General features: G+C 63.5%; 17 protein-coding genes. 12 read left to right on the top strand and 5 right to left on the bottom strand.

What is annotated here, in order from left to right; translation table 11 throughout:
• Positions 1-44: 44 nt before the first annotated feature.
• Positions 45-4,952, top strand: coding sequence for an alpha-2-macroglobulin (locus tag ABVN19_RS19730; protein ID WP_105642386.1), 4,908 nt, complete (start codon positions 45-47; stop codon positions 4,950-4,952).
• A 119-nt stretch (positions 4,953-5,071) separates the two neighbouring features.
• Here ABVN19_RS19730 and ABVN19_RS19725 read toward each other — a convergent pair whose 3' ends face one another.
• A complete protein-coding gene (locus ABVN19_RS19725) occupies positions 5,072-5,365 on the bottom strand; it encodes a hypothetical protein (RefSeq protein ID WP_105642385.1) in 294 nt (97 codons plus the stop codon).
• 134 nt (positions 5,366-5,499) lie between these two features.
• Between ABVN19_RS19725 and pbpC the strand changes: the two genes are divergently transcribed.
• The 3 genes from pbpC (at position 5,500) to ABVN19_RS19710 (ending at position 11,418) form a co-directional block, all read left to right on the top strand.
• The gene (pbpC, locus tag ABVN19_RS19720) at positions 5,500-7,824 is read left to right on the top strand and encodes a peptidoglycan glycosyltransferase PbpC (protein ID WP_245219122.1); all 2,325 of its coding nucleotides are present in this window, start codon (positions 5,500-5,502) and stop codon (positions 7,822-7,824) included.
• Positions 7,825-8,063: 239 nt separating this feature from the next.
• Complete coding sequence (locus tag ABVN19_RS19715; protein ID WP_105642384.1) at positions 8,064-9,647, top strand: collagen-like triple helix repeat-containing protein; 1,584 nt, start codon at positions 8,064-8,066, stop codon at positions 9,645-9,647.
• Between the two features lie 103 nt (positions 9,648-9,750).
• The gene (locus ABVN19_RS19710; RefSeq protein ID WP_105642383.1) at positions 9,751-11,418 is read left to right on the top strand and encodes a POTRA domain-containing protein; all 1,668 of its coding nucleotides are present in this window, start codon (positions 9,751-9,753) and stop codon (positions 11,416-11,418) included.
• Positions 11,419-11,590: 172 nt separating this feature from the next.
• Here the strand turns inward: ABVN19_RS19710 and ABVN19_RS19705 are convergent, their stop codons facing one another.
• Positions 11,591-11,998 carry a response regulator gene (locus ABVN19_RS19705; RefSeq protein ID WP_028945768.1) on the bottom strand — a complete coding sequence of 136 codons (408 nt, stop codon included), beginning with the start codon at positions 11,996-11,998 and terminating at the stop codon, positions 11,591-11,593.
• A 45-nt stretch (positions 11,999-12,043) separates the two neighbouring features.
• A complete protein-coding gene (locus tag ABVN19_RS19700) occupies positions 12,044-12,250 on the bottom strand; it encodes a Flp family type IVb pilin (protein WP_028945769.1) in 207 nt (68 codons plus the stop codon).
• A gap of 319 nt (positions 12,251-12,569) precedes the next feature.
• On the opposite strand from ABVN19_RS19700, the gene cpaB reads away from it, so the two are divergent.
• The 8 genes from cpaB to ABVN19_RS19660 are packed head-to-tail and all read left to right on the top strand — an operon-like array spanning position 12,570 to position 20,013.
• Positions 12,570-13,490, top strand: a complete 921-nt coding sequence (gene cpaB, locus ABVN19_RS19695) for a Flp pilus assembly protein CpaB (RefSeq protein ID WP_105642382.1) — start codon at positions 12,570-12,572, stop codon at positions 13,488-13,490.
• Positions 13,491-13,514: 24 nt separating this feature from the next.
• Entirely contained in the window at positions 13,515-14,795 is a 1,281-nt protein-coding gene (locus ABVN19_RS19690; RefSeq protein ID WP_028945771.1) for a type II and III secretion system protein family protein, read from the top strand.
• On the top strand, positions 14,792-15,982 hold the full coding sequence (locus tag ABVN19_RS19685) for a pilus assembly protein (RefSeq protein WP_028945772.1): 1,191 nt from the start codon (positions 14,792-14,794) through the stop codon (positions 15,980-15,982). The genes ABVN19_RS19690 and ABVN19_RS19685 overlap by 4 nt, the downstream gene beginning before the upstream one ends.
• Positions 15,979-17,250 carry a CpaF family protein gene (locus ABVN19_RS19680; RefSeq protein WP_036990356.1) on the top strand — a complete coding sequence of 424 codons (1,272 nt, stop codon included), beginning with the start codon at positions 15,979-15,981 and terminating at the stop codon, positions 17,248-17,250. The genes ABVN19_RS19685 and ABVN19_RS19680 overlap by 4 nt, the downstream gene beginning before the upstream one ends.
• Positions 17,247-18,131: a type II secretion system F family protein gene (locus ABVN19_RS19675; RefSeq protein WP_256585906.1), complete on the top strand. Its 885-nt coding sequence runs from the start codon at positions 17,247-17,249 to the stop codon at positions 18,129-18,131. Before ABVN19_RS19680 ends, ABVN19_RS19675 begins: the two co-directional genes overlap by 4 nt.
• Before the next feature lies 1 nt (position 18,132).
• Positions 18,133-19,023: a type II secretion system F family protein gene (locus ABVN19_RS19670; protein ID WP_028945775.1), complete on the top strand. Its 891-nt coding sequence runs from the start codon at positions 18,133-18,135 to the stop codon at positions 19,021-19,023.
• Between the two features lie 14 nt (positions 19,024-19,037).
• Positions 19,038-19,742: a hypothetical protein gene (locus tag ABVN19_RS19665; RefSeq protein ID WP_105642381.1), complete on the top strand. Its 705-nt coding sequence runs from the start codon at positions 19,038-19,040 to the stop codon at positions 19,740-19,742.
• Positions 19,743-19,749: 7 nt separating this feature from the next.
• Entirely contained in the window at positions 19,750-20,013 is a 264-nt protein-coding gene (locus tag ABVN19_RS19660) for a DUF3613 domain-containing protein (protein ID WP_028945777.1), read from the top strand.
• 9 nt (positions 20,014-20,022) lie between these two features.
• Here the strand turns inward: ABVN19_RS19660 and ABVN19_RS19655 are convergent, their stop codons facing one another.
• Both ABVN19_RS19655 and ABVN19_RS19650 read right to left on the bottom strand, forming a co-directional pair.
• Complete coding sequence (locus ABVN19_RS19655; protein WP_028945778.1) at positions 20,023-20,805, bottom strand: response regulator transcription factor; 783 nt, start codon at positions 20,803-20,805, stop codon at positions 20,023-20,025.
• A gap of 135 nt (positions 20,806-20,940) precedes the next feature.
• Positions 20,941-21,411: a prepilin peptidase gene (locus tag ABVN19_RS19650; protein WP_028945779.1), complete on the bottom strand. Its 471-nt coding sequence runs from the start codon at positions 21,409-21,411 to the stop codon at positions 20,941-20,943.
• Positions 21,412-21,473: the final 62 nt, after the last annotated feature.

Genomic DNA, 21,473 nt, shown 5'->3' with positions numbered 1-21,473 from the left:
ATATATAGTTCTTCCTTCAGATCTGCTGCCAAAGAGTGATTTCCATGCTCAACAAAGGATTGTTGCTGGCCTGCGCGCTGGCCTTGCTCAGTGCCTGCGACTCGTCTGCGCCGGACAAGCCCGCCACTGCGCCAACGCCCACCCTGACCCAGGAGGCCGCACCGGCACCCAAGCCTGCGCGGGAAAGCGCCGAAACCCTGGCCAAGCGTTATGCCGGTCGTGAGTTGAGCGTGGTGGATGTTTCCGAAGTCCAGGTCGATGGTGCCAGTGCATTGTCTCTGACCTTCTCGGTGCCGCTGGATGCCGAGCAGAATTTTGCCGACCGAGTGCACCTGGTCGACACCGTCAAAGGCAAGGTCGATGGCGCCTGGGAACTCTCCGACAACGGCATGGAACTGCGCCTGCGCCACCTTGAGCCGCAACGCAAGCTGGTGCTGACGGTCGATGCCGGCCTGCAGGCCGTCAACGGCAATCGCTTGGCGGCAGAATCGGTGAGCCGTCTGGAAACCCGTGACATGCAGGCCACCATCGGTTTTGCCAGCCGTGGCTCGCTGCTGCCGACCCGCCTGGCCGAAGGCCTGCCGGTAATCGCGCTGAACGTCGACAAGGTCGATGTCGAGTTCTTCCGCATCAAGCCAGAATCGCTCGCCACCTTTCTCAGCGCCTGGGGCCGCAACAGCAGCCTGTACTACTACCAGTCGAAAGAAACCCTGGACATGGCCGAGCTGGTCTACAGTGGCCGTTTTGACCTCAACCCCGCTCGCAACACCCGCGAAACCGTGTTGCTGCCGATCGCCGGCATCAAGCCGCTGCAGGAGCCGGGGGTGTACCTGGCAGTGATGCGCGCCTCCGGCACTTATGACTATTCGCAACCGGCGACCCTGTTCACCTTGAGCGACATCGGCGTGTCGGCCCACCGCTACCACAACCGGATGGATGTGTTCACCCAAGGCCTGGAAGGTGGCAAAGCCCTGAGCGGCGTTTCCCTGGAACTGCTCGATGCCGAAGGCCGGGTACTCGGCCAGGGCCAGACCGACAGCGACGGCCATGCGCAATTGCCGATGCCACCCAAGGCCGACGTATTGCTGGCCCATCAAGGCGTACACACCACGATGTTGCGCCTGAACAATGCGGCACTGGACCTGGCCGAATTCGACATCACCGGCCCCCAGGCCAATCCCCTGCAGTTCTTTGTGTTCGGCCCGCGCGACCTCTACCGTCCGGGTGAAACCGTGCTGCTCAATGGTTTGCTGCGCGACCAGGATGGCCGTCCGCTCAAGCCACAGCCGGTGACTGTGGAAGTGCGCCGACCGGATGAGCAGATCAGCCGCAAGTTTGTCTGGGAACCAGGCAGCAACGGCCTGTATCAATACCCGCTGCAATTGGCCAGCGAAGCCCCGACTGGCCGCTGGCAGCTGCTGTTCGACCTGGGCGGTGGCAAGAAGCAGATCTATGAGTTTCTGGTCGAAGACTTTCTGCCCGAGCGCCTGGCGCTGGAGCTCAAGGGCAGCGATGCACCTCTTGGACCGGAGCAGGCCGCTGAAATCGAAGTGAATGGCCGCTACCTCTATGGCGCCCCGGCCTCGGGCAACCGCTTGAGCGGCCAGGCCTATCTGCGTCCGCTGCGTGAGGCGGTGCCGGCGCTGCCGGGCTATCAGTTCGGCTCGATCACCGAGCAGGAGCTGAGCCAGGACCTGGAGCTGGAAGAAATCACCCTGGATGCCGAAGGCAAGACCACGCTGAGCATCGAGAGCAAATGGGCCGAGGCCCGCTCGCCGCTGCAACTGACCGTGCAGGCCAGCTTGCAGGAGTCCGGCGGCCGCCCGATCACTCGGCGCCTGGAGCAGCCGATCTGGCCAGCCGAGCGCCTGCCGGGGGTGCGCGGGTTGTTCGATGGAGAAGAAACCGACAGCGATGGTCCGGTGGAATTCGAAGTGCTGGTCGCCGATCGCGACGGCAACAAACTGGCTGCCGACAACCTCAAGGTGCGCCTGATTCGCGAGCGCCGTGATTACTACTGGAACTACTCCCAGAGCGACGGCTGGAGCTACAACTTCAACGAAAAATTCCTCACCCAGAGCGAAGAGACCGTCAGCGTCAAGGCGGGCGGCACCGCACGGCTCAACTTCCAGGTCGAGTGGGGGCCGTACCGCGTCGAGGTCGAAGACCCGCAGACGGGCCTGGTATCCAGCGCCCGCTTCTGGGCCGGCTACCGCGCCCAGGACAACGCAGACGGGGGGGCGGTACGGCCGGACCAGGTCAAACTGGCGCTGGACAAACCCTCCTATGCCGATGGCGCAACGGCCACTATCACCGTGACCCCACCTGCGGCCGGCACGGGCTATCTGATGGTCGAGTCCAGCGATGGGCCGCTGTGGTGGCAGGAAATCGACGTGCCGGCCGAGGGCAAGACCTTTGCCGTGAAGCTCGACCCGAAATGGGCTCGCCATGACCTGTATGTGAGTGCCCTGGTGATTCGCCCGGGCGAGCGCAAGGTCAATGCCACACCCAAGCGCGCCGTGGGCGTTCTGCACCTGCCGCTGGACCGCGCCGAACGCAAGCTGGCCGTGACGCTTGCCGCGCCGGAAAAAATGCGACCCAAGCAGCCGCTGACCGTCAAGGTACAGGCGCGCAATGCCGACGGCAGCGTGCCCAAAGAGGTCCATGTGCTGCTGGCGGCGGTGGACGTGGGTATCCTCAATATCACCGAATACCCGACCCCGGACCCGTTCACCGGCTTGTTCGGGCGCAAGGCCTATGGTGCCGACCAATTGGACATTTATGGCCAGTTGATCGAAGCCGGGCAGGGCCGTCTGGCCAGCCTGGCATTTGGTGGCGATGCGGCCATGGCCAAGGGCGGCAAGCGTCCCAATACCAGTGTCACCATCGTTGCCCAGCAGAGTGCCCCAGTGACACTCAACGAAAATGGCGAGGGTGAAGCCACTGTCGACATTCCCGACTTCAACGGTGAGCTGCGTCTGATGGCCCAGGCCTGGACCGATGAGCGCTATGGCGTTGCCGAAGGCAAGACGGTAGTTGCCGCCCCGCTGATTGCCGAACTGTCGGCGCCGCGCTTCCTCGCCGGTGGCGACCGCACCACCCTGGCGCTGGACCTGTCGAACCTCTCGGGGCAGGCGCAGAAACTCACTGTGCGCGTAAGCACCGAAGGCCAACTGAGCCTGTTGGGCGCCGCCGAGCAGAGCCTGGATCTGACCCAGGGCCAGCGCGTCACAGTGCTGGTACCCGTGCAGGCCAATGGAGGCCTGGGGCAGGGCAAGGTCAAGGTCGAGGTCCTGGGCCTGCAACTGCCGGGCGAGCAGGCCGCAGCCTTCAGCCGTGACTGGACCCTGGGCGTGCGTCCGGCCTATCCGGCGATGCTCAAGCAGTACCGGGTAGCGCTCAAGGATCAGCCCTGGAGCCTGCCCGAGGGCGATCTGGCCGCGTTCGAGCCGCAAGGTCTTGAAGCCATGCTGGCGTTGTCGAGTCGGCCACCGCTGAACCTGGCCGAGCAGATCCGCGCCCTGGAAGCCTATCCGTATGGCTGCCTGGAGCAGACCGCCAGCGGCCTGTACCCCTCGCTCTACGCCGATGCTGCAACGCTCAAGCGCCTGGGCATCACCGGCGAGCCGGCCGAGGTGCGCAAACGCAAGATCGAAATGGGCATCGAGCACTTGCTGGGCATGCAGCGCTACAACGGCAGCTTCGGCCTGTGGAGTTCGGATGACGAGGAAGAGTATTGGCTGACGGCCTATGTCACGGACTTCCTGCTGCGTGCCCGCGAGCAGGGGTATGCCGTGCCGGCCGATGCCTTGAAAAAAGCCAGCGAGCGTCTGCTGCGCTACCTGCAGGAGCGCAACCTGATCGAGGTCAGCTACAGCAAGAATGCCGAGCACAGCCGCTTTGCCGTGCAGGCCTATGCCGCACTGGTGCTGGCGCGCACGCAACAGGCGCCGCTGGGTGCGCTGCGCAGCCTGTTCGAGCGGCGCAGCGATGCCCGTTCCGGCTTGCCGCTGGTACAACTGGCCATCGCCCTGGACAAGATGGGCGACAAGCCACGGGCCGAACAGGCCTTGCAGGCGGGCCTGGCGGTCAGCCGCAGCAGCGACGACTGGCTGGGAGACTATGGCAGCCCGGTGCGTGACCAGGCGTTGATCCTGGCCTTGCTCGAAGAGAACAACCTGGCCAGCAATACCCTCGATGCGCGGTTGTTCGAACTGTCGGATGAGCTGGCGGCCAATCGCTGGCTGTCGACCCAGGAGCGCAACGCGCTGTTCCTTGCCGGCCGTGGCCTGCTGGGGAAGCCGGAGGGTAAATGGACGGCACGCCTGGATAGCGCGGGTGAAGTGCGGGAACTGGATGCGGCGCAATCGGGATTGAAACTCGAAGGCCCGCTGCTGGCCTCGCCGCTGACCGTGCAGAACCAGGGCAGCGACACACTGTTCCAGCAACTGACCGTGTCTGGCTACCCGCGTCAAGCGCCGGCGGCCAGCAGCAACGGTATGACCATCCGCCGTGAATTCCTGGGCATGAATGGACAGGCGCTGGACCTGCGTACTCTCAACAGCGGTGACCTGGTGCTGGTGCATCTGGCATTGACGTCGACAACGCGGGTGCCGGATGCCCTGGTGGTCGACTTGTTGCCGGCGGGCCTGGAGCTGGAAAACCAGAACCTGGCGCAAAGCGCGGCCAGCCTTGAGAACGCCAGCAGCGCCGTGAAGCAGTGGCGTGAATCGATGCAGAACGCCAACGTGGTGCATCAGGAGTTTCGTGATGACCGCTACGTGGCGGCGCTGAACCTTGAAGGCTATGGCACCACGCACCTGCTGTACCTGGCGCGAGCCGTTACGCCGGGCACCTACCGGGTGCCGCCGCCGCAGGTGGAGTCGATGTACCGACCGAATGTGCAGGCGGTGGGTGAGACAGCGGGAGAGTTGGTGGTCAAGGCCCGCTAGCGCGATATAGCTGCTGCCGTCAGGCTGCGATCGGTCGCGAAGCGACCGCAAATGGCGACTGCTATGCAGTCGATCGCAGCCTTGGGCAGCGGCTACGGGTAGTCAGTCGTTCCCGGCGATCAGTGAATGATCCAGCTCAACACCCACAACCCCAGCAGCAACCAGATAATGCCGAGGATGATCGAGGCGCGCATGAAGGCACGGATGGCCGAATACAGCAGCATCAGGCCGATGATCAGGGCGATGATGCTGACCAGTGAGGTGTCCATGCCCAAGGTCTGCGCCAGGCCATCGATGAAGTTGCCCCCGGCGTTGGCCAGCAGGTTGAACAACCCGCTAAGACCATCGACGACAAAGCGGATCAGCGCCCCCAGTGCCTGGCCAAGCCACTCGAAAAAACCTTCTACATGCATAGTTGCTTCCTGATGATCGATTCGGCGAGTCTGCCGTTGCCAAGCCTTTGGCCATTCACTGGCCAGGTCAGTTCCCTGTTCACTGTCAGTCACAGGGTTGCCCGATGCACATCTTAGCTTGCCCGCGCAGTCCGATGGCAAAACGGCTGAGTGCTGTGGCAGGTGCCGTGTTGCTGGTGTGTGCCGTGCTGTGGGGCGCTGATCGCCTGTGGCCATTGCCCCTGCCGGCTGATGATCTGGCGCGGGTGGTGCTCGCGGAGGACGGCACGCCCCTCTGGCGTTTTGCCGATGCCGAAGGCGTGTGGCGTTACCCAGTGAGCAGCGATCAGGTGTCGCCGTATTACTTGCAGGCGCTGCTCACCTACGAGGATCGCTGGTTCTATCACCACCCCGGGGTCAATCCCCTGGCCCTGGGCCGGGCAGCCTGGCAGAACGTGCGCGGTGGACGCGTGGTGTCGGGGGGCAGCACGCTGTCGATGCAAGTGGCGCGCTTGCTCGATCCGCACTCGCGTACCTTGCCCGGCAAACTGCGCCAGTTGTGGCGCACCGCGCAGCTGGAATGGCACCTGTCAAAGGCGCAGATTCTGGAGATCTACCTCAATCGCGCGCCTTTTGGCGGTACCTTGCAGGGCGTGGCTGCCGCCAGTTGGGCCTACCTGGGCAAGTCGCCGCTGCACCTGACCCCGGCAGAGGCAGCGTTGCTCGCGGTGTTGCCCCAGGCACCGAGCCGCTTGCGTCCTGATCGCCATCCGGCGCGCGCGCAAGTGGCCCGCGACAAGGTGCTGCAACGTCTGCTCGACTACCAGGTGTGGCCACAGCAACGGGTGGCCGAGGCGCTGGAGGAACCCTTGCTGCTGGCGCCCAGGCAAGAGCCGGCTCTCGCCCCCTTGCTGGCCCGGCGCCTGAACAGACCACACAGCCCACCGCTGATCCGCACCACCCTCGATGCTTCGTTGCAGCGCCGCCTGGAGGACCTGCTGCTGGGCTGGCGGGCGCGCCTGCCGGAACGCACCTCGGCGGCGATCCTGGTGGTGGAGGCACAGAACATGGCGGTGCGAGCGTACCTGGGTTCGGTCGATTTGAATGACGAGCGCCGCTTTGGCCATGTCGACATGATTACTGCACTGCGTTCGCCGGGCTCCACGCTCAAGCCCTTCCTTTACGGCATGGCCATGGACGATGGCCTGATCCACTCCGAATCCCTGCTCCAGGATGTGCCCCGACGCTATGGGGATTACCGGCCAGGAAATTTCTCCATGGGGTTCAGTGGCCCGGTGGCGGCCAGCTCGGCCTTGGCGCTGTCATTGAACCTGCCGGCGGTGCAGTTGCTTGAAGCCTATGGGCCCAAGCGCTTCGCCGCGCAGATGCGCAGCGGTGGTGTACCTCTGATCCTGCCGCCCCTTGCCGAGCCCAACCTGTCGCTGATTCTCGGTGGTGCCGGCAGCCGCCTTGAAGAATTGGTAGCCGGTTACGGTGCCTTGTCGCGGGGCGGCCTGAGTGCGCCGATCCGGTTGCAGCCGGGCGCGCCATTGGCCGAGCGCCGATTGTTGTCAGCAGGCAGTGCCTGGATCATCCGGCGCATTCTCAGTGGTCAGGCGCGGCCGGATCGCGACCCCCATGCCGAGCTGGTGCAGCGCCCGTTGCTGGCGTGGAAGACCGGCACCAGTTATGGCTTCAGGGATGCCTGGTCGATTGGTGTCGGGCCGCGTTACCTGATCGGTATCTGGATCGGCCGGCCCGACGGCACGCCGGTGCCCGGGCAGTTCGGCCTGGCTTCTGCGGCGCCGCTGATGCTGCAGGTTCACGACGTGTTGAGTAACCGCGACAGCCAGCGCGGCATTGCCGCTCCGGTGGCGGCGGTACCGGCCAATGTCGGCGTGGCGGCGATCTGCTGGCCGTTGGGGCAACCGCTGGCGCGGCAGGACACCAATTGCCGGCGCCAACGCTTTGCCTGGACCCTGGATGGCACCACGCCGCCCACCCTGCAGGCGGCCGATCAGCCCCTGAGCGTTGGCCTGCGTGAAACGGTCTGGGTCAACGCCCAGGGGCTGCGGGTCGATGCCAGTTGTGCAGGTGCCGCGGCCCGGGAGATTGCCCTGTGGCCCGCGCCACTGGAGCCCTGGTTGCCACGGGTGGAACGGCGTGAAGTGCGCCTGCCCAGGGTCGATCCCGCTTGCCCACCGCACGTGCCGGCCAGTGCGCCACCGTTGTCGATAGTCGGCGTTCGCCAGGGCGATGAACTGCGCCGTCCAGCCACCAGCAGCGAGCCGCTGCGTCTGGAGGTGTCGGCACTGGGGGGCAGCGGCAGGCGCTGGTGGTTCCTCAATGGCGCGCCGCTGGGTGAATCGGTTGGTCAGGAGCGCCTGAGTGCGCGTTTCGAGCAGGCCGGTCGGGTCGAGTTGAGTGCGCTGGACGAGAGCGGGCAAACCGCCCGGGTCGAGTTCCAGATCAATGAATAAGGGGCCTGATGCCCCTTCAATTAGTGATAGCGCCAAAGTGGAGTGTGCCTGGATGCTGCCTTTCGGCTCACCCAAGTCATTGATTGGATGGCCGATATTTTTACCGGCTAAAGGTATAGAAGGGGTTAATACCAAGTTCTGGATTGTTTGCCGTCGGTGCCCGCGCTCAGATGTTCGTAACGGAGAATGGCGCTGCGTGTGTCGTTCTCTTACAACGAGCAGCGGCAACGGAGTCGCCCATGAAATCTCAAGCGTGGAAAGCAAGTACAGCCCTGGTCCTGGCCCTGGCGGTCAGTCTTGGTGGCTGTAGCAGCGGCGGCGGTGGCTCCAAGAGCCATGTCGACAGCTCGACACCCACCGAAGCCGGCACCGACGCTGGAACCGGGGGCAGCGGTGATGGCAGCGCAGGTGGCGGCACGGGCGGCACGGGCGGCACCGGGGATGGCGGCCTAGCGGGTGGCGGCGCGGGTTCAGGCGGAACCGGCGGTACGGGAGGCACTGGAGGTACAGGTGGGACGGGAGGGACAGGTGGCACCGGCGGCGGCGAGGGTGGCACCGATCCGGGCACCGGAAACCCCGGCACCGGCAATCCCGGCGGTGGCGATCCGGGCAGCGGTGCGACCACACCTCTGGTCACCGGCCAGGTGGTCGATCAGGTGGGTAACGCCGTGGCTGGTGTCGGCACTGGCGTTGCAGGCGTAGGGACGGCCGTCGATACCCTGCCCGTAGTGGGCAGCACTGGTGCCGGAGGCCTGGTGACCTCGACAGGCAACGCGGTGAACAGCATCGGCACCGGGGTGAGCGCCGGCCTGGGCCAGTTGGGTACCGGCAACAATGCCCTCGGCACCACGGTGGCCGGTGTTGGCAACGGTGTGTCCGACCTTGGCGGCGGCGTCCAGCAATTGGGCGGCAGCGACTTGATTGAACACATTCCGGTGGTGAACACCGTGGTAGGAAATGTCGGGCAGGCCGTGACCATGCTCGGCGATACCCTGAGCACCCAGAGCACCACCGGCCCCTTGGGCAGTCTCAACGACAAGTTGAGTAACCAGGTATTGGTACCGGTGGTCTCGCTGGTAGAGACCACTACCGGCAATCTCGGCAACCAGACCAAGCTTGGTGGCCCGCTGGATTCAGTACTTGGCAAGGTGGGCGGCACACTCGATGGCGTGGGTGACAAGGTCGCCGGCGCTGGCGGTGGCAATCCGTTGACCACTGCGGTAGGTGGACTGGTCAGCAATGTCGGTGGCGCGGTCGACACGTCCGGCGGCCTGGTGAACGGTCCTGGCGGCAAGCCGGGCCTTCTGGAAACGGTGGGCGGCGCGGTGGCTGGTGTCGGCACTGGCCTTGATGCAGGCAGCAACAATGCCTTGCTCGGCACCACGGGCGGTGCTGCGGTGGCGGTGGGCAACACCGTGGCCTCAGTGGGCACGCTCGTGGGTGGCAACGGCGTAGCCAGTGCCGGCGCGGCTGTGCCGACAGCGGCACTGACCACCAACGTAGGCGCTGCGGTCACGCCTGTGGTGAGCAGCGTCGCCAGCGTTACCGGTCAAGTCGGCGCGGCCACCGGTATCGGTGCGCCGGTCGACAACCTGGTGAGCAAGGTGGGTGGGGCGGTGAGCGGCCTGGGTACCCAGGTGGATGCGGCCAGCAGCAACCCGGTGGTCAGCACCGTGGGGGCTACCGTCAACGAAGTCGGTAAGACAGTCGATCAGGTGGGCGGCTTGCTCACCCCAGGTGGGCAGCAGGGCGGAGGCCTGGGCGGAGCACTCAATGGATTGGTTGGCGGCCTCAAGAATGGACTGACCGGGGCGCAACCTTGAAGCACCCGCCTTCATTAGACGATTGTTCGGGCAACACCTACGCTTGAGTCTGACGAGGGAACCACTTGGGTTCCCTCGTATTTTCGGGATCATGGAGCGTCCAATGCGTCCATTGGTGGTTGCGATTCTGGGGTTGTCCTGGGCAAGCGTGCTAAGTGCCGAACCCCTGCCAAGCTTCCTCAACAGCAACGATGTCGAACGCAGCCTGCCGGCGCCCAACCTGCCCGCCGATGCCTTTCGGCCCTCGACGCCTGACCTGCAAACGCCAGCGCCCGTGCCCCAGCAGCAACCGTTGCTGATGAGTACCCGGGTGATGGTGCGCAAAGTGCGCATCGAGGGCGGTACGATCTACCCCTTGAGTGACCTGCGTGACAACTACCGGGACCTGGTCAACCGCGAAGTCACCCTGGCCGAACTGATCGAGGCGACCCGCCGTCTGACGCAACGTTACCAGCACGATGGCTACCTGCTTTCGTATGCCTACCTGCCCCCTCAGGATTTTGCCGATGGACGTGTGCGGGTGGTGCTGGTCGAAGGCTATATTCGTGACTTCGAACTGCGCGGCGATATCGGCCCGGCATCGGCGTACCTGGACAAACTGTTCAGCAAGCTCAAGGCCGAGCGCCCCCTCACGCGCCAGTCGTTCGAGCGCTACACCTCGTTGATGAGCCGGGTACCGGGCATCACCTTCCAGGCGCAAGTGCCGCCGCCGGCAACCACCGATGGCGCGACCAAACTGGTTGCCCAGGCTTCACGCAAGCCGTTCACTTCGACCCTTAACCTGACCGACGGCAGCCGCGAGGACATTCAGGCGCTGCTGGGGGTGAGCAGCAACGCCCAGACCTCACTGGCCGAGCAGGTGAGTTTCAGTGCCCTGTTCCCGCCGGGAGATGATCACGAACACTACTATCGCCTGGACTACGCCCAGTACCTGGACAGCGAGGGCAGCCAGTTGACCCTGTCGGCCTCGCAGTACCGCAGCGACCCCAGTGCCCTGGTGCGCCTGAACAACGGCATCAACCTGAAGCAGCACCGCGAGAACGATCGCTATTCGATTGGCCTTGGCCAAACACTGATTGCCTCGCCCAACGAATGGCTCAGCGTTGCTGCACGCTTGTATGCCGTCAATGACAACACCGATTACCGAGTCGTCGGCTTCCCGCTCAAGATCAGCAGCCGCACCGACTTGAGGGCCCTGGCCTTCGAGGGGGACTGGCGCGTGGCGGATGCCCGGCAACTGCGCATCGTCAGTGTCGGAGCCTATCAGGGGCTGGATTACCTGGGGGCCAAGACCGACAGCGACATCGACCTGGATTTTTTGCGCCTGCGCCTGTCGGGGGTGCAGAGTGACCGGTTTTTTGACAACTGGCAGGGCGTGGCCTCGGCAGCGTTGTACTGGAGCGGCGACAGCCTGCCGGACAGCGAGCGGGCAGTGTTCGGTGGGCAGAGTTTTGGTCGTGGATATCCCAGTGACCAGGCGTCGGGCGACAAGGGCTGGGGGGCAGCCTATGAGGTCAACTACAGCTTCAAGCGTGAGGGCGACTGGCTGAAGATCCTGCAGCCTTATGTGGTGCTGGATGCGGCGCGCAGCTGGTTCAACGAGCTTGAGGTGCGCGATTCGAAGCTGTCGTCGGCGGCGCTGGGGTTGAGGTTTGGTGATGCCCGTTACTACAACATCTCGCTGGAGGCGGCCAAGCCGATGTCGGACATTGCACTGGACAGCTTCAACCGCCGGCCGCGGTATACCTTGAGTTTCAGTTACCAGCTGTAATTGCGATAGGGATCACGACCGCTGCGCGGCCGATCGCAGGCTATCGCCAGCGGCTACAGGGCCTGCAACCTGTAGCCGTCATCAAGGCAGAACTGGCCAACGCGGGGCAAGCCCGCTCGTGCCGGGGAGGGGGACCCGGTAGGAGCAGGCTTGTCCCGCGATGAAGGCTTGGTCAGTTCACCAGGTGCAGGCGTGGTTGAGGGAAGAGGTTGTCGAGGGTTTCCAGCAGGCGGGTGTGGTAGATGGGCTTGCGGAACAGGTCCAGCACCTGCAGGCGCAGCAGGTCGCTGATGTCGTCCATGTCGGCATGCCCTGAGGTGACGATCACCGGCAGGTGCTGGCGGGCAGTGTGCTCGCGCAGGCGCTTGATCAGTGAAATGCCACTCTCTTCGGGCATGCGCAGGTCGGTGATCACCAGTGCCACGTCCGGGTGGCGGGTGAGTTGTTGCAGGGCGAGTTTCACCGAGGTAGCCGTGTAGCAGCAAAAACCCTCGCCCTCCAACAGTTCGGCCAGTTCCAGCAAGGCATCCTGTTCGTCATCCACCAAGAGTATCTGTTGACGTGACATTGACATGGTCATTCCTTTGGCGGTGGTGGATGTGGTTAACACAGCCTCATCGTACGATTACGCACCACCACTAGGAGCAGGAGTAGGCTTGAGAGATGTTTCGATTGTTTCGAACGTCGTTTTGACATGTCCGGAGATATCCCCAACGAACCCCGCCAATACCACCGCAACCATCGCTGCAATGATGGCGTACTCGATACCGGACGCCCCGTCCTTGCGATAGAAGAATTCTTTGCAGCTCTTGAGAATCCGGGATACACGCATGGCACTTCTCCTTGCGCACAAGGGCGCAGATGGCAGGGGCGGGTCGATGATTCCCCTTTGCCATCACAGCATCGTCAACCGCTGAAAAACCAGCAAATGTAAGAAGGCATTAATACGAAAGTGATAGTGCGGAAACTGACGCCAGTAAGTCGTTGATTCAGAGGGTTGTCAGTATTACGACGGAAAAAATTCTGGCGGGTAATGGCGTTTTGTCTTCGCTGCGCTACCTTCAAATAGCGAAATAGTTGCTTTCAGGGCAACGCTGTTGGCCGGTTCAAAGGCGGTTGCAAGGGACGGGCAGTGCAAAAGGAGTACCGGCATGGGCAGTCGCTTAACCATCATTCTTGCGGGACTCTTTTTGCTCGGCGCTTTGCTGGCAGGCTATTGGGGGCTGGAACTCAGCCGTCCTGCCCAAGCCCCTGTCGCAGCCCCCGTTACGGCCCCTGTGGTGCAACAGGTCGTCACCAGCGCCACGGACGAAATGCGTCAACCCGTGGTGGTCCTGCGTCGCGATGTGGCGCCCTATACCCCACTCACTGCCGACGACCTGCTGCTGGAGCGCTTGCAGGTAGCACCAGCGGGCAGCTTCCAGACTTTCGAGCAAGTGCTGGGGCGCAGCAGTTGGCGGGCCCTGCCAGCCGGTACCTGGCTGGAGGCGGGCAGCTTCGAGGCCGGCGGCCCGCTGGCCCGCATGATCCACCCGCATGAACGTGCGCTGGCCGTGGCGGTTGACGAGGTGGTCGGTGCCGCCGGCCAGTTGAGCCCGGGCGATTACGTCGATGTACTGCTCTATCTGCGCGAAGCGGAACATAATCCCCAGGCCACCGCCCAGGTGGTACTGCCCGCCCTGCGCCTGCTCAGCGTCGGCACACAATTGGGGTTGGCCAATGACGGCAAGCCGGTCAATCCACCGGTCGATGAAAAGGCGCGCCAGGAGCAACAACGCAGCGCCGCCCGCACCGTGGTCCTGGCCGTACCCGAAGCATTGGCCAGCCGTTTGATGCTCGCCGCGCAGACTGGCAGCTTGCGCCTGGCGGTACGCAGCGCCGAAGAAAAACTGCTGGCGCGCTACGGGTCCGATCCACAAAGCCGCGTGGCGGAGATGGACAAAGCCAACCGCGAACTCTACCGCTTCAGTCAGTTGGCCCAGGCACCGGTGCCTCAGGCTGTTGCCGGTACCTCGGCGCGTCGCGGCATGGAAATCATCCGAGGCAATCAATCCGGCCAACCTACTCCCTGACTCAACCAGCTAGGATGCCCTTCAATGAGCAGTCGTTCCGTGCGGGTAACTCAACAAGTGCTGTGCGTGTGGCTGTGTGCCGCCGCGCTGGTTTCTCAGGCCCGGGCGGCCAACACCGGGTGTGCAGCGATCGAGCGGCTGCCGGCAGCGATCGAGATCGACCAGGGCCTGCAACAAGAGGTGCGGGTGCCGGTGCATATCACTCGGGTGGCCGTGGGTGATTCGAAAATCGCTGATGTACAGGCCAGTGGCGACGACGCTGTTCTGTTGACGGCGCTCAACCCCGGTGCCACCAGTCTCATGCTCTGGACCGCCTGTTCGAAGGCCCCGCGCCAGGCCATGGTGTTCGTCAAGGGCGTGGCCACCGCCGACATGGCCGAGAGCGCCTTGCCGCCGTCGCAAGACCCTGCATTGCCCAGTCAGGTGCAAGCGGATATCCGCTTTGTCGAAGTCAATCGCACCAAGTTCAAGGAAGCGGGGGCGCGACTGTTTTTCAAAGGCTCCAATAATGCCCTGTTCGGCTCGCCGGGCACGGTGCCCAATACCTTCGTCAGGCCCGACCATGTGCCGGGGGTAATGACCGCACCTGGCCAGTACGCCGACATACGCCCGGGTATCCCGCTGGACAACGATGTATTCAACATTGTCTTTGGCGGCGGCAGCAGCCGATTTCTCGCCGCCATCAATGCCCTGGAAAACAGCGGCTTTGCCTACACCCTGGCGCGTCCCAGCCTGGTAGTGCTCAGCGGTATGACCGCAAGCTTTCTGGCCGGCGGCGAAATACCCATTCCGGTGCCCAGCAGTGGCAGTGACAGCGTGTCGATCGAGTACAAGGAATTTGGTATTCGCCTGGCCTTGTCGCCCACGGTGATCAGCCGCGACCGTATCACCCTCAAGGTGGCGCCAGAAGTAAGCGAGCTGGATTACGGCAAGGCAGTCAACATTGCCGGCACCCTGGTGCCGGGGCTTACGGTACGACGCACCGACACCAGTATTTCCCTGGCTGATGGCGAAAGCTTCGTGATCAGCGGCCTGATCAGCAGCACTACGCGCTCGGCGGTCGACAAGTTCCCGGGACTGGGCAACCTGCCGATCATCGGGGCGCTGTTTCGTCAGTCGTCTGTGGCGCGCGATGAAACCGAATTGCTGATGATCGTCACCCCGCACCTGGTTCAGCCCCTGGCGGCCAATGCCCAATTGCCGTCGTTGCCGGGCGAAGGGCTGCGCAATTACGACCCGAGCTGGGGCCGGCTGTTCTTTCTGGAAAACGGCGACTTTGAAGGTCGCAGCGGGTTATCCCAATGAGCGAAAGCCTGAGCCAGACGTTTATTGCCATCACGCGAAACGACGAAGACCTGCAGTGGTTGCAAGGCGCCCTGGCGCCGCTGGGGCAGGTGGTCGGTACCGGCCGTGGCAGCCTCGATGAGCTGTTGGCGCTGATCGACGTCACCTTCGCCAACCTGATCTTCGTGGGCCTGGACCGCGAGCAGGTGGTCAATCAGTGCGCCTTGATCGAAGGGGTGCTGGAAGCCAAGCCGATGCTGGCGATCGTCGCTCTGGGCGATGGCATGGACAATCAACTGGTGCTCAACGCCATGCGCGCCGGCGCCCGGGACTTTGTCGCCTACGGCTCGCGCTCAAGCGAAGTGGCCGGGCTGGTGCGGCGCCTGAGCAAGCGCTTGCCGGCGGTTGCCAGCAACCCGAGCCTGGGTGGCTTGACCGTCCTGTATGGCAGCCAATGTGCCTCCGACGGTGCCTTGCTCACCACCCACTTGGCGCGGGTGGTGCAGGGCAGCGGCCAGCAGACCTTGCTGCTCGACCTGGGCTTGCCCCGGGGCGACAGCCTGGCCCTGCTGGGACTTGAAGCCTCGTTTCATTTTGGCGATGCGTTGCGGCATTTGCGGCGCCTGGACAACACCCTGATCGACAGTGCCTTCACCCGGGAGAGCTCGGGCCTGCGCCTCCTGGCCTACGGCGAAACCGACGAACCGCTTGAGCGCACCAGCGCCGCCGAGCTGTACATGTTGCTCAGTGCCTTGCGCCAGCATTTTCAGCACATTGTGGTGAACCTCACCGGCCAGTCCGATTGCGAGGCCCTACGTACCTTTGTCAGTCATTGCGACAAGCTGGTCTGGTACACCGACCAGAATGTCATGGAGTGCAGGCGCAACCTTGATGTGCTGACCCTGTGGCGGGAAAAAGGCATGAAGCTTGAACATGCAAGCTTGCTGGTGGACCGCTACCTCAAGGGTGTGGCCCCGGATTCCGAAGCCTTGAGCAAGCGCTATGGCCTGCCGCTGCTGGTGGTGTTGCCCTACAGCCCCGAGGTGCGCCTGAATGCCAAGAACCAGGGCCTGACCCTGTTCGAACTGGCCCCGCGGGAAAGCCTTACCCACCACCTCAAGGCCCTGGGTGAGCGGCTGGCCCGGCGCTCGGAGCACAGCAAACCACCCTCGGGGAGCTGGCTCAACAGACTCTGGGGGCAAAAATGAGCACGGCTGATGAGCTGTTCGGTGGCGCCCGGCATAACCTGGGCAATGACCCTCAGGGGCTCAAGCGCGCCTTGCACCGCTTCATCATCGATGCCATCGAAGACAGCGGACGCAATCTGCTGGAAGGGTCGCGCCCGGCGCTGGCGCAGTTTGTGGTGGAGCAGGTGGGTGACTACATCGCCCGGCTGCACCTGGCGCTGTCACGCTACGAGATGGAGCGCCTGGCTGAAGAAATCGTCGATGAGCTGACCGGCTTCGGTCCGCTTGAGGTGCTGCTGCGCGATGCCAGCGTCACCGAAATTCTGGTCAACGGTCCGCACCGGGTGTTTATCGAGCGGGCCGGGGTGCTGCAGCAGACGGACCTGCGTTTTATCGATGCCCACCATGTGGAGCGGGTGATGCAGCGCATTCTTGCGCCCCTGGGGCGGCGCCTGGATGAGTCCTCGCCGATGGTCGATGCACGCATGCCCGACGGCAGCCGGGTCAACGCGATCATCCCGCCGGTAGCGCTGGACGGGCCTTGCCTGTCGATTCGCAAATTCCGCAAGGACATGCTCAAGAGCGCCGACCTGATCGCTACCCGCACCATCGATGCAGACATCCTCGACTTCATTCAACTGGCGGTGTCCAAGCGCTGCAATATTCTGGTCAGCGGCGGCACCGGCACCGGCAAGACCACCCTGCTCAACATACTCAGCCAGTTGATCACCCCCAATGAGCGGTTGGTGACCATCGAGGATGTCGCCGAGCTGCAGCTGGACCATCCCCATGTGGTACGCCTGGAAACCCGCCCACCCAATGCCGAGGGGCATGGCGAGATCAAGGCCAGCGAACTGATCCGCAACGCCCTGAGGATGCGTCCCGACCGTATCCTGCTGGGTGAGATCCGCGGCGTCGAAGTGCTCGATGTGCTGACGGCGATGAACACCGGTCATGACGGCTCGATGAGCACCGTGCATGCCAACTCCGCTCAGGATGCCCTGTTGCGCCTGGAGACGCTGGTGGGCCTGACGGGTCGCCAGGTGGCCGAGAAAACCCTGCGCCAGATGATCTGCGCAGCCCTGGATGTGGTGATCCAGCTGACCCGGCTCGCCGATGGCCGTCGCTGTGTCAGCGAGGTGCTGGAAGTGGTCGGGGTGCGCGACGATGTGTACGTCACCAACACCTTGTTCCGCTTTGACCGGCGCACCGGCGAAGGTTTTGTTCGTGAGGCACCGAACCCGGCCAGCGCCAAACTGCGGCGCGAATTTTCGGAGCCTCATCCGTGATCGCACTGGTGCTGGCTTTGATCTGCCTGGCCTTGCTGGGGGTATCGGTTCGTTTGTTCTACGCCGGTATGCGCAAGTCGGCGACCGAGCGCATCCTGCAACGGCTTGGCCAGGCACAGGATGTGTCGTCTGCGGTGACGGCGCCTCGGCGCGACTGGCTCGACAGCCTGCTGCAACGCGCCGGTCTCGAGCGGCACAACGAGCGACTGTTATCGTGGCTGGCGATCTGGGCGCTGCTATCGCTGATGGCGGGCCTGGCACTGAGCTGGGTGGCGGGAGTGGGGTTGCTGCTGCTCGGGCCGCTGCTGTTTCGCCTGTACCTGGGCTGGCGCTATCACCGTCGGCGCCAGCGCATGATCGAACAGCTGCCGCAGTTGCTCGACCATAGCGTGCGCAGCCTCAAAGCCGGTCGCACCCTGAGCGATGCTGTGCTGGGGGCGATAGATGCCGCCAGGCAACCCTTGCAGGGTGTCATGCAACGGGTTCGGCGCAACGTGCAAATGGGCGTGGGCCTGGACGACGCCGTGCAGGACTTGGCCGAGCTGTACGACCAGGACGAACTGCGTTTGTTTGCCCTGGGCCTTCGGATCAACCACCGCTATGGCGGCAATGCCAGCGAGCTTTTGGAAAACCTCATCAAGACCATCCGCGAGCGCGAGCAGGGCGCCCGGCAATTGCGCGCCATGACCGGAGAAACGCGCATGACTGCCGTGGTGCTCGGGGCGTTGCCGGTGAGCATGGCGGCCTACTTTCTGTTCAGTAATCCCAAGTACCTGTTGAGCATGTGGCAAGACAGCAGTGGCCAGATCATGTTGATCAGCGCCTTTGCCTTGCAGGTGTTCGGCTGCCTGGCGCTGTGGCGCATGTTGCGGAGTCAATGAGATGGCCTTGATGCTCTGCGCCGTGCTGTTCTTCGCCGCCTTCGTGCTGTTGTGCGGGCACCTGCTGCGCCAGCAACGCCGGCAACGCCTGGTGGCGCAGCGGCTGCAGGGGCAGTTGGCCCGGGACAATCGTCTGGACAACTGGCTGCATCAACTGGGTAGCAGTCACCTCGCGCAACGGCTGCAGACCCTGGACGGCGAAACCCGGCAATTGCTCGATCGCATCGGCTGGCGTCGCAGCCGCCAGCGGGCGGTGTTCGCCGCCTGCCAGGTGGGCGTGCCGTTGCTGGCGCTGGGCATTGCCGTGGTGGTCGAAGAAACCTTGTACCGCGACAGCCCCACGGCCTGGCTGGTGATGCCGATATTTGCACTGGGTATCGGCTACCTGTTGCCCAAACGGTTGTTGGCATGGGCGGCGTCCAGGCGCCAGCAACAGGTTGCCCGCGAGGTGTCCACGTTTATCTCCTTGCTGCGCATCCTCTTTGAATCGGGCCTTGCGGTAGAGCAAGCGCTGCGGGTGCTGAGCCAGGAAGGCCGGCAATTGCTGCCGGCGCTCAGTGAAGAATTGCGCGGCGTTTTACTGCGGGTCGACTCGGGCCTGGCCCTGGTGCCGGAGCTTGAGAAAACCTCGCAGCTGCTGGCGGTGGATGAGTTCAGCGACACCTGCGTGATCCTCAAGCAGTTGCTCACCCAAGGTGGCGGGGCAATGAAGTCGCTGCTGGCACTCAAGCAACTGCTCGATGATCGGCGCCTGACGGGGATGCAGGAACGTGTCTCGAAGATGTCCGGGAAAATGTCGGTGGTGATGATGGTGTTCTTGTTTCCGGCCTTGCTGATTGTGCTCGCCGGTCCCGGTCTTACGGCATTGGCCAAGGCCTTGGCTTCGTCATGAAGGGAGATGCATGCATGAAAGCAGTCGTGGTGATCATCAGCCTGATGGTGCTCGGCGGTTGCGCCACGGCCGGCCGCGCGCCCTGGTCGGCCCTTGCCGGGAACACGGCCAGTTGTGCCAAGCTCGATTCGAGCCAGGAGCTGGCATTGAGTATGGCCGACGAGATGCTCGGCGAAGGCCGGCCCCATGCCAGCCTGGCGCATCTTGAGGCCTTGCCCGCGGACATGGCCCAGGTGCGTCTGCGCAAGGCCAAGGTGTGGCGTCTGCTCGGTCGTAGCGAGGCCGAGCCCTTGTACCGCAGCTTGCTGGGCAGTTGCCTGGCAGCCGAAGGCGAGCATGGCCTGGGTCAGCTGGCTTCGGCACGCGGTGACAACGTCCAGGCTGAGCGTCATTTGCTGCGGGCGGTACGTCTGGCACCGACCGATGAGAAAATGCGCAACGACCTGGGGGTGGTCTACCTTGACCTTGGCAACGTCGAACAGGCCCGCTTCGAGTTCCTGACTGCCATCGAGCTCAAGGACAACAACTCCCTGGCGGCGGTCAACCTGGTCAGCCTGCTGCTGTACCAGGACAAGTGGCAGCAGGCTGCAGACCTGGTCTCGCGCTTCAAGTTGAGCCCGGCGCAGTTCAGCGAGGCGAAGTATCGTGCCGAGCAGCTCAAAAAGCCAAACACGTCAGCGCCGGCCAGGATCGATCAGGTCGCGGCGGTACAACAGTGAGGTGGGTATGAAACCTGGATGGATACTACTGCTGGCATTGATCAACCTGCCCTTGGTTGCACAGGCCATCGAAGAAGGACCGTCGTCGCAGGCGCAGAAGGGGACTGAAACCTGGCTGCAACTGCAGGCGCGCAATCAACAGGCATCGAAGATACCGCAGACGGCAACACCCAAGGAGCGCGAGCGCAGCATGCAGCGCTGGCTCGACAGCTACAAGTATGAAATTCCAGAACACTTTGACTACGACAGCATAGGCGCGGGCGACAAATAGCGGCGCGTGTCAGTGTGCCGTCAGCCGCTGGTGCTGCGGCGCATTGCCCGGCGAAAGGGCCAGCGCCAGCTGGGTGCGGTTGCGCATGTGGGTCAAGCGCAGCACCTGGGACACATAGAGCTTGACGGTGTTTTCGGTGATACCCAGTTCACAGGCGACCTGGTAATTGGTCTTGCCCTTGCCGACCAGGCGCGCCACGTCCAGCTGGCGTGGCGACAGCTGCTCGAAGATTACTGGAATGGGGTCATTGTCGAGCTCGCCGTCGAAGTCTGTGGCGCGACGCAGCACGCCGTGCCCTCGGGCCTTGCCCAGGTCCTGGCAGAGGTCGTCGATGGACTCGGCCAGGTACTGCAGCTTCTGGTTCAGGTGACCCAGGTGCTGGTAGTTTTCCCGACGTATCTGCAACGCCGCTTCCTGGCGTTGAATGCCTTCAAGCAACTCGTTGAGATCGACCGGTTTCTGGTAGTAATCGGCAAAGCCTTCTCGCAGCGCCTTGATCACGTCCTGCTTGTCGGCGCGCCCGGTGAGCATGATGGCCTCGAAGAGCCGCTGCTGTCCGGCAATGATCTTCAGCGCCCTGACCAGTTCGATGCCGTCACGCTCTGGCATGGACAGGTCACACAGCACCAGGCCAATGGCCGGGTCGGCGGCAAAGCGCTCGATCGCCTGGGTGCTGGACTGGCAGGGGACGCAGCGGTAACCGCTGCTTTCGAGAAATTCGCACAACTCTTCCACGATCAGTGGCTGGTCATCGACGACCAGCACCTTCACTTCGCTCACAGGCTTGTTCACGCGCGACTCCCTGCTTGAAGTGCCCTTGCTTCCGAGGTTTGGACGGCCTGGGCATCGACCGACAACACTGTAGAAAGTAGTCGTACTTGAGCACGATGTACAAGGTTTGTACGCCCGGAAAAGGCACTCAGGCGACTAGTGGACCCATACAGCCGCAAGTAGAAAGCCGGCCAATATGAAGGGGGCAAAGGGTTGTTTTTTTGACGATTCTTCCAGTACTTGCTTGAGTCGGCTCTTAACCTTTTGACTTAGCAGGGACCACAGCCAGCGCCGTGTCGACAGCCACACCAGCACGGCAATACCGGCGCCGATAAAGGTTCCCAGGACGTACATTCGGTCAGTGGCCAGCGCCAGCGCAGCAAGCAGCTTGACGTCACCTGCACCGAAGCGCCCCAGCATGTAGCCGGGCAAGGTCAGCAGCATGACGATGGCCAGCGCCCAGCCACCTTCACTGGCGTCGGCGCCGATCCAGGTGTGTCCGGTCATGAACAGGTAGACCAGCGCGCAGGCTGCGGCGCCGAGGGTCAGGGTATTGGCAATCTGGCGCTCACGCACATCTTGTTCAGCGCATAAGGCAAGCCACAACAACAGGACAATGCTTTGCATCGTGAAATGCATCCCTTTGTGGTGAATGATTCTATGCTGTCAGACAGGTGTCACTGTCAGGG

Origin of the sequence: Pseudomonas vranovensis (assembly GCF_040438935.1) — a bacterium.
Lineage (GTDB): Bacteria > Pseudomonadota > Gammaproteobacteria > Pseudomonadales > Pseudomonadaceae > Aquipseudomonas > Aquipseudomonas vranovensis.
The sequence above is the reverse complement of the archived record's forward strand: the minus strand, read 5'-3'. Positions and strand labels throughout refer to the sequence as shown.

What these genes read in the sequence shown, in the direction of transcription:
- ABVN19_RS19730 (WP_105642386.1), top strand. Translation starts at nt 45, where the DNA reads ATGCTCAACAAAGGATTGTTGCTGGCCTGCGCGCTGGCCTTGCTCAGT.
- ABVN19_RS19725 (WP_105642385.1), bottom strand. Translation starts at nt 5,365, where the DNA reads ATGCATGTAGAAGGTTTTTTCGAGTGGCTTGGCCAGGCACTGGGGGCG.
- pbpC (WP_245219122.1), top strand. Translation starts at nt 5,500, where the DNA reads ATGGCAAAACGGCTGAGTGCTGTGGCAGGTGCCGTGTTGCTGGTGTGT.
- ABVN19_RS19715 (WP_105642384.1), top strand. Translation starts at nt 8,064, where the DNA reads ATGAAATCTCAAGCGTGGAAAGCAAGTACAGCCCTGGTCCTGGCCCTG.
- ABVN19_RS19710 (WP_105642383.1), top strand. Translation starts at nt 9,751, where the DNA reads ATGCGTCCATTGGTGGTTGCGATTCTGGGGTTGTCCTGGGCAAGCGTG.
- ABVN19_RS19705 (WP_028945768.1), bottom strand. Translation starts at nt 11,998, where the DNA reads ATGACCATGTCAATGTCACGTCAACAGATACTCTTGGTGGATGACGAA.
- ABVN19_RS19700 (WP_028945769.1), bottom strand. Translation starts at nt 12,250, where the DNA reads ATGCGTGTATCCCGGATTCTCAAGAGCTGCAAAGAATTCTTCTATCGC.
- cpaB (WP_105642382.1), top strand. Translation starts at nt 12,570, where the DNA reads ATGGGCAGTCGCTTAACCATCATTCTTGCGGGACTCTTTTTGCTCGGC.
- ABVN19_RS19690 (WP_028945771.1), top strand. Translation starts at nt 13,515, where the DNA reads ATGAGCAGTCGTTCCGTGCGGGTAACTCAACAAGTGCTGTGCGTGTGG.
- ABVN19_RS19685 (WP_028945772.1), top strand. Translation starts at nt 14,792, where the DNA reads ATGAGCGAAAGCCTGAGCCAGACGTTTATTGCCATCACGCGAAACGAC.
- ABVN19_RS19680 (WP_036990356.1), top strand. Translation starts at nt 15,979, where the DNA reads ATGAGCACGGCTGATGAGCTGTTCGGTGGCGCCCGGCATAACCTGGGC.
- ABVN19_RS19670 (WP_028945775.1), top strand. Translation starts at nt 18,133, where the DNA reads ATGGCCTTGATGCTCTGCGCCGTGCTGTTCTTCGCCGCCTTCGTGCTG.
- ABVN19_RS19665 (WP_105642381.1), top strand. Translation starts at nt 19,038, where the DNA reads ATGAAAGCAGTCGTGGTGATCATCAGCCTGATGGTGCTCGGCGGTTGC.
- ABVN19_RS19660 (WP_028945777.1), top strand. Translation starts at nt 19,750, where the DNA reads ATGAAACCTGGATGGATACTACTGCTGGCATTGATCAACCTGCCCTTG.
- ABVN19_RS19650 (WP_028945779.1), bottom strand. Translation starts at nt 21,411, where the DNA reads ATGCAAAGCATTGTCCTGTTGTTGTGGCTTGCCTTATGCGCTGAACAA.